The sequence below is a fragment of the Arthrobacter sp. JUb119 genome, from assembly GCF_024807995.1.
Lineage (GTDB): Bacteria > Actinomycetota > Actinomycetes > Actinomycetales > Micrococcaceae > Glutamicibacter.
The window spans coordinates 1,187,440-1,199,984 of sequence record NZ_JANUFE010000001.1; the positions used below are offsets into that span (position 1 = coordinate 1,187,440).

The 12,545-nt window shown below is 65.4% G+C and carries 8 protein-coding genes; all 8 read right to left on the reverse strand.

The features are described 5' to 3' along the window. The 8 genes from M2368_RS05535 to M2368_RS05570 all read right to left on the reverse strand — a co-directional run bounded on the left by M2368_RS05535 (position 1) and on the right by M2368_RS05570 (position 12,476). Positions 1–1,128 (reverse strand): DegT/DnrJ/EryC1/StrS family aminotransferase, encoded by a 1,128-nt coding sequence (locus M2368_RS05535; RefSeq protein ID WP_498724148.1) that lies wholly within the window; start codon positions 1,126–1,128, stop codon positions 1–3. Positions 1,129–1,203: 75 nt separating this feature from the next. Continuing rightward, entirely contained in the window at positions 1,204–1,839 is a 636-nt protein-coding gene (locus M2368_RS05540) for a NeuD/PglB/VioB family sugar acetyltransferase (RefSeq protein ID WP_400343471.1), read from the reverse strand. 1 nt (position 1,840) lies between these two features. After that, on the reverse strand, positions 1,841–2,995 hold the full coding sequence (locus M2368_RS05545; protein ID WP_498724149.1) for a DegT/DnrJ/EryC1/StrS family aminotransferase: 1,155 nt from the start codon (positions 2,993–2,995) through the stop codon (positions 1,841–1,843). A 29-nt stretch (positions 2,996–3,024) separates the two neighbouring features. Beyond that, entirely contained in the window at positions 3,025–4,047 is a 1,023-nt protein-coding gene (locus M2368_RS05550) for an NAD-dependent epimerase/dehydratase family protein (protein ID WP_498724150.1), read from the reverse strand. Next, the gene (locus tag M2368_RS05555; protein WP_498724151.1) at positions 4,044–5,144 is read right to left on the reverse strand and encodes a Gfo/Idh/MocA family protein; all 1,101 of its coding nucleotides are present in this window, start codon (positions 5,142–5,144) and stop codon (positions 4,044–4,046) included. Before M2368_RS05555 ends, M2368_RS05550 begins: the two co-directional genes overlap by 4 nt. Continuing rightward, a complete protein-coding gene (locus M2368_RS05560; RefSeq protein ID WP_498724152.1) occupies positions 5,144–6,673 on the reverse strand; it encodes a sugar transferase in 1,530 nt (509 codons plus the stop codon). The genes M2368_RS05555 and M2368_RS05560 overlap by 1 nt, the downstream gene beginning before the upstream one ends. Positions 6,674–7,242: 569 nt before the next feature. Continuing rightward, a complete protein-coding gene (locus M2368_RS05565; protein WP_498724153.1) occupies positions 7,243–9,930 on the reverse strand; it encodes a LuxR C-terminal-related transcriptional regulator in 2,688 nt (895 codons plus the stop codon). Then, positions 9,927–12,476 (reverse strand): helix-turn-helix transcriptional regulator, encoded by a 2,550-nt coding sequence (locus tag M2368_RS05570; RefSeq protein ID WP_498724155.1) that lies wholly within the window; start codon positions 12,474–12,476, stop codon positions 9,927–9,929. The genes M2368_RS05565 and M2368_RS05570 overlap by 4 nt, the downstream gene beginning before the upstream one ends. Positions 12,477–12,545: the final 69 nt, after the last annotated feature.

Here is a 12,545-nt window from a genome sequence, read left to right on the forward strand (position 1 = left end):
CTAAAGGGCCCCGGACAGGGCGTCGGCCACGCGCTGCTGCTGCTCGGGCGTGATATGCGGGTACAGCGGCAGGGAAAGGATCCGCGCGGCGGCCCGCTCGGCTACCGGGAAGTCCCCTTGCCGGTATCCCAGGTGCGCGAACGCCTGGGTCAGGTGCACCGGCTGCGGATAGTGGATTGCCGCTCCGATGCCGGCCGCGTTCAGCTGGTGCAGCACCCGGTCGCGGTCCGGCACCCGCACCACATACAGGTGCCATGCGTCCTGGTTGCCCGGTGCCTGCAACGGCAGCTGCACCCCGGGCAGCCCGGCCAGCAGCGCGGCGTAGCGCCCGGCGGCCTGCCGGCGCGCGGCGTTCCATGCGGCCAGCCGTTCCAGCTTGGCGCTGAGCACCACCGCCTGGATGGCGTCGAGCCGGGAGTTGCGCCCGATCACCTCGTGCTCGTACTTGACCCGGCTGCCATGGGCCGCGAGCAGCCTGACCCGGGCGGCGAGCCGGGCATCAGCGGTGAGCACGGCCCCGGCATCGCCGGCGGCGCCCAGGTTCTTGCCCGGGTAGAAGCTGGTGCCGGCGATATCCCCCAGGGTGCCGGCGCTGCGCCCGTGGCGGGTGGCGCCCTGGGATTGGGCGGCATCCTCGATGATCCTGGCCCCGCACGAGCGCGCGATCGGTTCCAGCTGTTCGACGAAGGCGCTCTGGCCGTAGAGGTGCACCGGCATGATGGCCTTGGTCCGCCTGGTTACGGCCGCGGCGACGGCCGCCGGATCAATGAGCAGGTACTGCGGATCCACGTCCACCAGCACCGCGCGCGCCCCGGCCAGGTGGATGGCCTCGGCGGTGGCAATGAAGGTGTTGGCCGGGATGATCACCTCGTCGCCTTGGCCGATGCCGCAGGCGCGCAGCGCCAGCTCCAGCGCGTCGGTGCCGTTGCCCACGCCCACGCAATGGCCGCCGCCAAGGAACGCGGCATACTGCTGTTCGAAGCCGGACACGGCGGCCCCGCCGATGAACGCGGTTTCGGCGAAGATCCGGGCCAGCCCGGCATCCACGGCGCCTTGGACCTCGCGCTGCTGCGCTGCGAGGTCCACCAGCGGGATATGCCGCTGCGTTGCGGTTCCAGTCAATGCCATTGCTCAATTCCTTGCTTCGAAAGTATGTGGTGGGCCAACGGTGGCGTGCCCGGTGCGCGGTGCCATGCCGCGCCCCTAGCCCGCGGCCCGGGGGCCGTAGAGCTTGCGCGCCGGGGATCCGGCCCAGGTCTCGCCGGCCGGGATGTCCTGCAGCAGCGCCGAGCCCATTCCCAGCACCGCATCAGCGCCCAGCGACAGGTTCTCGCGCACCGTGGCGTTGGAGCCGATGTACACCCGGTCGCCCAGCTGCACGTTGCCGGCCAGCGTGGCCCCGGCGGCCAGGGTGGAGTAGTCGCCCAGCCGGTCGTCATGGGTGAGCATCGCATGGGGCATCAGCACGCAGTGCCGCCCGATGGACACATCGGCGGTGGCCACGCACCCGGCCAGCACGATGCATCCCGGAGCCAGGCGCGTGCCGGCCCCGAGGAACGCCGAGGCATGCGCATGCGTGGCATAGCGCGAGTCATCCAATGCCAGCCGGCCGGCGATCGCAGCCCGGTGCCGGCCCTGCCCGGCGCAGAGCAGCAATTGCTCGGTGCGCCCCGCGGCCATGTCGAGTCCCCCCAGGACCCGGACCGAGCCCATCATGCTCCCGTGCAAAGCCGTATTGTCATCGAGCACGCCGGCCACCTCGTGGTCCCCGGTGGACTCGATCGAGGCCAGGGTTTCGCGCGCCAACCCGCTGGCGGCCAGCAGGAGTATCCGGGCCATGTCACTCGCCGCCGGCGGCGGCCAGCGCCTGCGCGAGCACGCTGGCGATGACTCGGTCTTGCTGCTGCTCGTCCAGCTGGTGGTAGAGCGGCAGGATCAGCGTATTCGCGGTGAGCCGCTCGGTCACCGGCAAGGCGGTGGTGGTCCCCGAATGCCCGGCGTAGGCCGGCTGCAGATGCGAAGCCATGATGCCGCGGCGGGCGGAAATGCCATCGGAAGCCAGCTGCGCCAGCAGCCCCTCGCGGTCCACCGGGAATTCCGGGCCCACTTCGAGCCAGAACGACTGGTAGTTCGAGGTCCCGTACCCCGGATCGGTGACGCACCTGAGTCCGGGGATGCCTGCGAAGGCCTGCTGGTAGCGGGCGGCAAGGGCCCTGCGGCGTTCAACCATCGCATCGAGCTTGCCCAGCTGCACCAGCCCCAGGGCTGCCTGCAGGTCGGTCATGCGGAAGTTGTAGCCGATTTCCCCATAGCTTTCCTGCGGGGCCAGCGTGGAGCTGTGCCGCTGCGCCGCAGAGACATCCATGGCATGCTCGCGCAGCTGCCGGGCGCGCTGCGCCCAGCTGGCGTTGCCGGTGGTCAGCATGCCGCCTTCGCCGGTGGTGAGCAGCTTGCGCGGGTGGAAGGACCAGGCCGAGACGTCGGCGCCGACCCCGGCAGGGCCCCCCTGGTAGGTTGATCCCGCCGCGCAGGCCGCGTCCTCGATCAGCACCAGGTTCAGCTCGTCGCACAACTGGCGCAGCGGTGCCAAATCCAGAGGCATGCCGCCCTGGTCCACCGCGATGATGGCGGTGGTCTTCTGCGTGAGCACCGTGCGCACCCCCTGCGCGGTGATGTTGCCGGTTGCGGCATCCACATCGGCGAACACCGGGCGCGCCCCGACATAGGTCGGGGCATTGGCGGTGGCCACGAAAGAGAAGGACGGGACGATAACATCGTCGCCGGCCCCCACCCCGGCCACCAGCAATGCCAGGTGCAAAGCGGTGGTGCAGCTTGAGGTGGCCACCGCGTGCGCCACCTGCTGGTGCTGCGCGAAGGCTTCTTCGAAGGCGGCGGTGCGCGGCCCCTGCGCGACCCAGCCGGAGGCAATGACCTCGGCTACGGCGTCTATTTCGGCTGTTCCCAGCCATGGTTTCATCACGCTGATGCGATCCATGATTTTTCCCCCAAAAAATCGTTGTCCGCTTACTTGCTGGCGCCGATTGGCTTGTGCAGTGCCCGGCCTGCGGCGACTTCCTCGCGCAATGGCTTCCACCATTCCACGAGCGCCCGCAGTCCCTCTTCCAACCCGATGCGGGCTTCGAAGCCCAGGTCCTCGCGCGCTGCGCTGGTATCTGCCAGGCGGCGGACCACCGAGTTCACCGCCCGTTCCGGCCCGTATTCGATGGGCAGATCCGAATCCATGGCAGCCAGCAGCGTCCGGGCCAGGTCCGCCAAGCTGGTTTCCGTGCCGCTGGCCACGTTGTAGACGCCCTCGGCGACCGGGCTGCTGGCGGCCAGCAGGTTGGCCCGGGCGATGTCCTGGGAAACCACGAAGTCCATGGTCTGCGAGCCATCGCCGAAGATCAGCGGCGGCAATCCATCGGCAATGCGTTCCATCCACCGCACCAGCACCTCGGTGTAGGCGCCGTGCACATCCATGCGCGGCCCGTAGACGTTGAAGTAGCGCAGCATCACGTAGTCGATCCCGTACATGGCGCGGAAGGACTTGAACAGCCCTTCGTTGAAGGTCTTGGCCGCCCCGTACAACGTGTCGTTATTGTATGGGTGGTGGCGTTCTGCGGTCGGGAATTCCTCGGCCATCCCGTAGACCGAAGCGCTCGAGGCCGCCACGATCTTCGGGACCTTGGCCGCCACCGCGGCTTCGAGCACATTGAAGGTGCCATTGACCATGACGTCCACGGCCAGGCGCGGTTCCGCGGCGCACTGGGTGATGCGGATGGCCGCCTGGTGGAAGACCATGTCCTTGCCCGCCATCACTTCGCGCACCAGCACGCGGTCGGCGATATCCCCCACATAGAGGGTCACCCGCCCGCTGGCCAGCGCGTTGGCGAGATTGCTCCGACGCCCGCGCACCAGGTTATCCAGCACATCGACATGCGCGGCGCCTGCGGCCAGGAGCTGGTCGACAATTTCTGACCCGATGGTGCCTGCACCACCGGTGACAAGGAATCGCTTCCCGGCCAGGTTTTCAATGTTTCCGCTCATAGTACGCTCCCCATAACGAGTGTTTTCCGGTTGCTGGTGGCTTGCGGGATGGAGCCTGCGGCCAGGGACAAGCTGGCATCCTCGAGCACCCCGAGCACCCGCAACGCCGAGGGCCCATCGGTGGGCGCGGGCCTGGATCCCCTGATGCTGGCGGCGAATTCCGAGACCATCAGTCCCAGCGGCTCGAATTCCGACAGCGCCGGCGACCAGGTATCCCCCAGGCGGTAGGAAATGGTGGCGCCCTTGCGGTCTTCGCTGTCGGCGCGGATCATTTCCTGGCGTTCCAGATCCACCCCGCGGTCGAAGACCGTCAGCCGCTGCTGCGGGTTCAGGTCATCCCACACCAGAGTCTTCTTGCTGCCGCCAATGACCATCTGGCGGATCTTGGTCGGAGAGAGCCAGTTGACGTTGATATGCGCCAGGATGCCGCTGTCCAGTTCCATGGACAGGTAGCCGATGCAGGATTTCCCGGCTCGCAGCGGGTCCGATCCCAAGGCGGTCACGTTGCGGGTGTTCAATCCACCGGGAATCACGAAGTCCAGAATGGACAGGTCATGGGGCGCTAGGTCCCAGAAGACATCGACATCCGGCTGGACCAGTCCCAGATTGATCCGCGTGGAATCGATGTAGAGGATCTCCCCCAGTTCCCCGGCGGCCAGCAGGTCGCGGATCTTGAGTACCGCCGGCGTGTAGCAGTAGGTGTGGTCCGCCATGAGAATGGTCCGGGCTTCGGCTGCGGCCTGGACCATCTGGGCTCCGTGCACGCTGTTGTCGGCCAGAGGCTTTTCCACCACCACGTGCTTGCCGGCGGCAATGGCCTGCATGGCGATCTGGTGGTGGGTGCGCGCCGGGGTGGCAATGGCCACGGCGTCGATGGCGTGGCTGGCCAGCAGTTCGTCCATCGAGCCGACCACGGCCGGGTTGCCGGTCTTGCGTGCCAAGGCTTCGGCACGGGCCATATCCATGTCGCAGATGGCCACCAGCTCCCATTCGGTGCTCATCGCGAAATTGCGGGCCAGGTTCGGGCCCCAGTAGCCGGCGCCGATGACTGCTACGCGCAGCGCCGGGTGGATCAAGGTATCGGGTGCAACACTCATCAGTAGGCTCCATCAGATTCGATCATCACACGAAAGGTCCGCCAGATGATGCGCAAGTCGCTGAGCACGGTCCAGTTCTCTGCGTAATACAGATCCAGCCGCACGCTTTCTTTCCACTCCAGGTTTGATCGTCCGGAGACCTGCCATAAACCGGTCACCCCGGGCTTGGGCAGCAGTCGGCGGCGGGTGTGCCCTTCGTAGGACTCCACTTCGGTGAACAAGGCCGGGCGCGGTCCCACCACCGACATGTCCCCGCGCAGGACGTTGACGAACTGCGGCAGCTCGTCCAAGGAGTGCTTGCGCAGCCAATGGCCGCAGCGGGTGATCCGCGGGTCGTCTTTCACTTTGAAGAGCGGGCCTGCCCCCTGGTTCAGCTCTTGCAGGGCGGCCAAGCGCGCTTCGGCATCCTGGACCATGGTGCGGAATTTGATCATCTTGAATGGGCGCCCGTCCTGGCCGGCCCGTTCTTGAACGTAGAAGACCTTCCCCGGGCCGTCGCGCCGGATCAGCAAGGCGATCACCAGGAAAACCGGCGACAGGGCCAGCAAGGCGAGCACGGAAAAGACGATATCGAAGCCGCGCTTGAAGAAGTAGCGCGCCCCGGTGAACTTCGCCAGCTCCACATGCAGCAACGGCATCCCATCCACCGGGCTGGTGCGCACCCGGCGGCTTGCCACTCCGATGAGCGAGGAGGCCACGATGAGCTTGGCCCCGCTGCTTTCCAGTTTCCAGCCCAATTGCTGCAAGGCTTCGTTGCCTCCGGCCAGGGGCCCTGCGACTACCACCGAATCAGCGTGCAACCGGTTGACTTCCTGCTCGATGCCGCCGGTGTCATAGGCCAGCGGCAGGGTCGGATCGGCTATCCGGATAGCGCGTTCGACTTCCAGGTTTGGCGCTCCGTCCATCAGCACGCCGACCACCCGGTAGGCAGGTCCCGACTTCTTGGAAATCTGCCGGACTGCAAATCCAGCGTCATCCGGCTGGCCGTACACCAGCACATTGCTCAAGGCGTAGCCGCTTCGGCAGCGCCAGCCCAGCCACTGGCGCCAGGTCCACCTGCCGGTCAGCAGCGCGGACAGTCCCAGCGGCAAGGAAAGGAGCAGGAAGATCTTCAGGCTCTCTTGGCCGGTGAGCACGATCAGCACCCCCATGAAGCCGGCAAGCACCAGGCCCGAATAGACCATGATCTTGTATTCCTGCATCCCCACCGCGACGCTGCCCAGGCAATGGGCTTTGAAGGACCGCAGGCTGATCATCCAGGCTGCGGTGAGCACCAGCCCGGCCAGCACGTAGTAGTGCGTGCTGCCTGCAAGCTGCGGGTGCAAAAGCGAGCCCTGGGCTTGGGCGATTGCCGGCAAGGAGCTCACCAGCGCAATCACCAACAAGTCAGTCCCGAATAGCCGGCGCAGATAGGCGCGGCCTTTGGCCCCGGCGGTGCCGGCTACCCCGATAATTGATGGACGCGCCAGCGTCCAGGTGCCCAGCGACGATACGCGATCCTCGCGCAGCCTGCTGCTAATTTGCGACATGTCTTGTTCCCACCCTTGCTAGCGATTCGACGCAGCATGGGTGGTCGCAGACCGGCAACACAAAGCAATGCATCTGTATTCCCCCAAGAAATAAGCGAGTTCCCCAAAAACACAAGGCAATCACGCTGTCCCACGAGCCGGATTGCCGTTGTGTACCTTGAGCCTAAAGTGCAATGGCAGCCGATACACGAGTGGAAGAACACCCAAAAGACCGCCCGCATTGCCCGTAACTACTCGCGTTGCACTTGGTTCCTACTCGCTTACTACTTGGAAAGATTTTGCCGGGAACGGGAAAACCCTGCATCGGCGCAGAGGGGTTGCCGATACAGGGCCTTTTCGGGAAGGGACCGGCGGTCGCGCTGGGGGTAATCCTCGCGGATTCGCTGGCCGCCGGCCCCGTTTCTGGGATGAGCTTCGCCGCCACAACACCGACCGCTGCCAGACAGATACGCACTCGTTGAGAAAAAGAACTCCTGCGTAATTCGCCAGCTCCCGCATTTCACATTACCCACCAGCGCAGGGCGGGGCACGGGTGGTACTTACCCCAAGATTGCGCAGACCGGCACCTGCTACTTGCGCGTTGTACCCGCTTCAAGCCCGGCGTGGTCCAATTCCGCGCGCTCGGTGATCCCCAATTTGGAGAATACCCGGTAGAGGTGGCCTTCCACCGTACGCTGCGAGACGGTCAAGGCCCGGGCTATCTGGGCATTGTTCAGGCCTTGCCGGGCGAGGTTCACGATCTCGGTTTCACGGGCGGTCAGCTCCGTAATCGCGAGAACGCGGTCAATGTACTTTCCCGGGCGCATTCCCTGCTGTTCGATCAGCCGGGCCGCCCGGCGCAGCAATGCACCGCAGCGGCGCTGGTCCCCGGCCTGCGCATAGCGTTCGGCCGCCCGAGCCCAGGCTTCGATCACCACCAGGTAGTCCTGCTTGGACAAGGCCTCCTGCGCCAGCTGCTCCAGGGGTTCTCCGAGACGAGAGCCGCGCAATTCCATCAAGCGCGCCTGCAGCGCAGCGCGCGAACCTTCCTGGCCGGCGGCCAAGGCCCGCAGCCTTTCCCCCTGCGCTGATTCGGCCAGCTCTTCGTCACCCAGCTGCCTGGTCAAGCTGAACAGGATTTCGCGTTCAACCATCGGGAAGCATTGCAGCGACTCGCCCTGATACGGATTGCCCAGGCCCGCGGCAAAAGCCCGGGCAAAGATCCGCTGCTCCGAGGATTCCTCGCCCAGCTGCCCGGAGGGCGAAATCATGCCGCTGGAACTGAAATCCTCGGGCGCAGTAGCCAGGGCCACGGGCACATCGATGCCCATGCGCGCCAGAAGCAGCCGGTAGAGGTTGCTGGCCAAGGCCAGCAACTGGGTTGTGTCCACGATCTGCAGCTCGGTGACCGACTCGGCCATTTTGGCCAAGGCCCGCTGCACCTTGCCCTGCAGCAGGTGGCTGATGCCATCGAGCAGCGAGATGGCTCCCTGGTAATGCTGGATGGAGCGGAGCCTGGGTTGGCGGTAGGAATCGATGAAGGCCTCGGCCCGCTCGTATTCGCCCAGGTACAGCAGGTTCCAGCCGATGCGGAAGAACACCCGCACTTCGTACATTGCCTGCAGCGGCGCATGCTCCTTGAACAGCTCCAGCACCGGCTCCAGCAGTTCCAGGGCCTGCTGGCAGTTGCCGGCGGAGCTATGAAGGTCGCTGAGCATGATCTTCCCGATGAATCTGGCCTGCACAGGCAGCTGCGGATCCGAAAGGAAGTCCCGCAATTCGGCCACGCTGGGCAGCGGGCCGCGGGGTGTATTCACCCTGATCCAGAAATCCAGCGCCTGGGCCCCGGCGCTTTGCAGAGCCATGAAGCCGGCCACCGCTTCGCCGTCCGGATGCCCCTGGGCCCGTTGCCGCCATTCATCCAGGATCCGCTCCAGCTCTGCGCCGTCCGCTTCGATGCAGCTGGTCACCTCTACCAGGTAGGCATAGGCCTGGCCCAGCAGGGAGAGATCGGTCAGCTGGTCGATCAGGCGCAGGAGCAGGGCGCGTGCGGCATAGTGCCGGCCCATGCTCAGCAGCACCTGCGCTTCGAGCAGCGCTCCTTGACCATGTTGCTGGGATAGCTTGCCCAATTCGCAAAGACGCAGGGCCAGGGTGAAGTCCAGGTTCCGGGCGGTTCGCTCGGCGCATGCCAGGACCAGCTCGGAGGGCACTTGCTTTCCGATTTCCAGGCACCACAGCACTTCCCTGGCACTATGCGCCTTGCCCAGCTCGGCTGCCGCGGCGTACCACAGCTCATGCAGCTGCGCAGTATCCTGCTCCGAGGCCAGCGCCCGGACGATGCGCTCCATCAGCCTGGATTTCAAGCAGACCGCACCGCCATTTAGCACCAGCTCCCCGGTTTTCACCAGCCGGCCGTACGGCAGCCCGCATTGCTCCAGCAGATCCGGTTGCTGCGGGCCAGCCAGGGCCAGCAGCAGCAAGGTGCGCCGCTCCTGGCTGGAAAGGCCGCGGGTGATCTCACGGCCCAGCGACAGCAGCCGGGTATCGATTTCCGGCAGGGCACGGGCCACGATCCACACCGGCTCGTGGATCGAGCGGTCCTGCGGCAGCCGGTCATCATGGAACAATGTGCCCTGCTCCATGCAGGACGCAGCATAGGCTTCGACAAAGCGCGGGTTCCCTCCGGTGACCACGTCGATCAGGCGCACCGTGCCAGCGCCGAGCCTGCGCCCGATAACGCCTTCGGCCACCGCACGCACCCCGTTGCGGTCCAGCCGCTGCAGGGCCACGGTGGTGAAGGAACCAAGCTCGGCCAACGTGGCCAGCGGGCTGCCTGCCTGCAGGGATCCGTTGCCCAGTGCCAGCACCTTCACCTCGGCATTCTCCACCAGCAGGGAGAGGAGGTAGCAGGACTGCGGGTCCAGGAACTGGGCATCTTCCACCACCACGATATGCGGCGCGGCGTGCCCGCGGGCAGAGAACAGGCTCCGGTTCAGCTCGCGCAGCACGCCCACCGGTTCGTCGATAGTTTCCAGGGCGCCCAGGTAGGGCGACAAGGCACCATGCGCAATGGTGCTCAATGACGGCGTGCAATGCAGCTTCATCACCGGCTCCTCGATGCCCGGGGTGGCCAGCACTGCCTCCACCAGGCTGGTCTTGCCCATGCCCAGCTCACCCAGCACCACGACTCCAGCAGGGCCTGGCCGCTGCAGGATCTGCAGCAGCTGGTTGTATTCAGTTGGCCTGGTTCTAGTGATCAATTGCTGCTGTTTCATCTCAACCCTGCAGTACGGCGGCTGGTGCGGTCCAGGGCGGTGAGCTCCTGCCGGTTGCGAACCTGGAGCTTGGAATACACCTGGTACAGGTGTCCTTCCACGGTGCGGATCGAGACGCCGTTGAATTTGGCGATTTCCAGATTCGTCTTGCCTGCGATGGCCATCTTGGCGATCTGGGCCTCGCGCTTGGTCAGCTCGCGCATCCAGACCGGCTGCTGTTCCAGGTCGTCGAGCTGCAGCTCGTTTTCCCGCTGGATCTGCGGAGCCGAGGCGCGCTTGAGGCCGTTGACCATGCGGGAGAGCTTGCGCTGGTCCTTGACTTCCAGCGCGGCGACGAATTCGTTGTGCGTTGGCGTGGCCATGAGCAGGTGCCCTGTTTCGACCATGTCCTGCAGCGCCAAGACAAGGCGCGACGAGTCCATGGCTTGCGCCGCATCGGCGAGCGCCTCCAGGTTCTGCCCGACTACGCCTTCGCATCGGCTGGCGGCACTGCGCAGCTGTGGCAGCACGCCCCGGTCCCCCAGGCGCACAATGAATCCCAGGGTCAGTGCTTCGAGCAATGCATGCTGGCCGTCACGGGCCAGCTGCGCGAAGGAAGCCAGGCGCCGCCGTGCGGCCTGCGCCGAACCGAGTTCCGCCAAGGCAAGGCAGGAGAAGATTTCTGCCGCCCAGGAATAGAAGCTCAACGGAACCTGCATCCCCCCGGGGGTCCCGTACTGCGGGCAAATCAGCACCGAGGCCTCTGCCCTGCGCCCGGAGCAGGCCAGCGCATAGGCGATGACCGACCCGATCAGCGCTTCTGTTCCCGGGTCTCCGGCAACCTCCATCTGGTGCAGGCTCGGTTCCAGCAGGTGCAAGGCAGCCTCGTAATCGTTGCCCAACCCGAGCAGGATCCCGCGCATGATATTTCCATAGGAAATCAGCAATGGGTTAATGTACTGCCCATCGGCCAAACGCTGGGCGCGGTCCGATGCCAGTTTCCAGCGTCCGGCGAGCAGTTCTGCTTGGAGCAGCTGGAACTCGATGTCCGCGGCGTCTTCGGAGTGGAAATTCGAAATCGCCGGGCCGCTGAAGCGGACATTGCGCAGTTCCTCGTCCACGTAGCGGACCAGCTTCATGGCATCGGCCTGGCGCGCCTGCGCCGCCCAGCTGGCAGCTTGCAGCGACAGGGACCTCAGGTGCAAGGACTCGCTCATCCAGCCCGAAGAGGACACCAGTGCCTCGCTGCTTCCGGCGATGCTCGTTTCCTTGGTCATCTCGGTGCTGAACAAGGTAGCGAAGCGGCTGAGCAGTTCCAGTTCCTGGAAGGCGATATCCAGGGATTCGCGCGGACCGGATTCCCTGATGGCCTGGTCCAGTCCCGCCCTGGCCAGGTCGATTGCTTCGACTCCGTGGGACAGCTGGCCGAGCATGGCCAGCGCGCGCACGTGCATTTCCACAATGCCCACCCGGGTGCGCGGGTCAGTTGGCCAGCGTTCGGCGTGATATCCCTGCTGCTGGAAGTCTTCAGCCACCCTGAGCTGCGATTCGTAGTCGCCAAGGTCGTTCAGGGATTTCAGTTGCGCAAGGATCCGGGCAGCCAATGGGTCCTTGTGCAACTTGGCCAGCAGTTCCACACCGTGAGGGTGAGCCTGATTGCTGGATTCGGCGCGCACGAGCAGGGACAGCAGCGGATTGGATATGCCTACCTTGTAGGCGGCGCCGGGCAGGTACTTGGCCTGGCCACGGTTCAGCAAGCCGTCAAGCTCGCAGGTCAGGCCCGAACGCCGGATGCGGTTGAGTTCCACCGGCCCGCCCAGTGCCAGGGCCCGGAGCAATTCGCGTTCACCGTCATCGAGCCCATGGGTCAGCGAAACGTGCAGGGCCTGCATCGCAGGCCCGGAATCGAGCGCGTTTATCCGCAAGGCCCAGGTACCGTTGTGCTGCAGCAGATGGCCGTCTTCGCGCCAGCTGTGCATCAACTTGAGCATCAGCGAGCGGTTGCCCCCGGCCAAGTAGCACAGGGTTGCCGAGGCGTAGGCGGAGACCCGCCCTTCCAATTCCTGCTGGACGAAGGCATGGGTTTCGGTGCTGCCCATCCGGTTCACGCAAAGGTGCTCCAACCGGCCCGAGCGGTACAAGGCGAACAGGTCGCCGGGAAGATCCTGCACATGGTCGCAGATCACGATTAGCTTGATCTTGCCCATTGCGGCCAGCTGGGCCAGCAGCGAACTTGATTGCTCATCAATCAGCTCGGGCCGCCCGAGCATCACAATCGATGGCCGCTGGCCGGTGCACAGGACGCGCCCCAGTCCGTGGATCATTTCATGCGGGGTCGGGTACTCGCCCACGTCGATTTGGGCAAGCAGGAAGGAAAGCGCACCGAGAGGCACTTTCGTGCCGAAGTTGCTTCCGTTCACCCGGATCAGCTGCGGTGGTTCGGCCAACTGGCCCAGTTCCGCTTCCACCAGTGCCCTTCGCCCACTGCCCACCGGTCCGGAGACCACGGATCCGGCGATGTGCGGGTCGGCCAGGACCCTGCCCAATGCGCTTTTCGAGATTCTCAAGAATTTCGAATGTATCTTGTTTTTTCCCCATTGCCTCTGAGCATTGCGAGTGCTGGCAAGGGAGATGAT

Excerpts from the sequence above, each read along its gene's own strand:
- M2368_RS05550 (WP_498724150.1), bottom strand. The coding sequence starts at position 4,047 with ATGAGCGGAAACATTGAAAACCTGGCCGGGAAGCGATTCCTTGTCACC.
- M2368_RS05540 (WP_400343471.1), bottom strand. The coding sequence starts at position 1,839 with ATGGCCCGGATACTCCTGCTGGCCGCCAGCGGGTTGGCGCGCGAAACC.
- M2368_RS05545 (WP_498724149.1), bottom strand. The coding sequence starts at position 2,995 with ATGGATCGCATCAGCGTGATGAAACCATGGCTGGGAACAGCCGAAATA.
- M2368_RS05535 (WP_498724148.1), bottom strand. The coding sequence starts at position 1,128 with ATGGCATTGACTGGAACCGCAACGCAGCGGCATATCCCGCTGGTGGAC.
- M2368_RS05555 (WP_498724151.1), bottom strand. The coding sequence starts at position 5,144 with ATGAGTGTTGCACCCGATACCTTGATCCACCCGGCGCTGCGCGTAGCA.
- M2368_RS05560 (WP_498724152.1), bottom strand. The coding sequence starts at position 6,673 with ATGTCGCAAATTAGCAGCAGGCTGCGCGAGGATCGCGTATCGTCGCTG.
- M2368_RS05565 (WP_498724153.1), bottom strand. The coding sequence starts at position 9,930 with ATGAAACAGCAGCAATTGATCACTAGAACCAGGCCAACTGAATACAAC.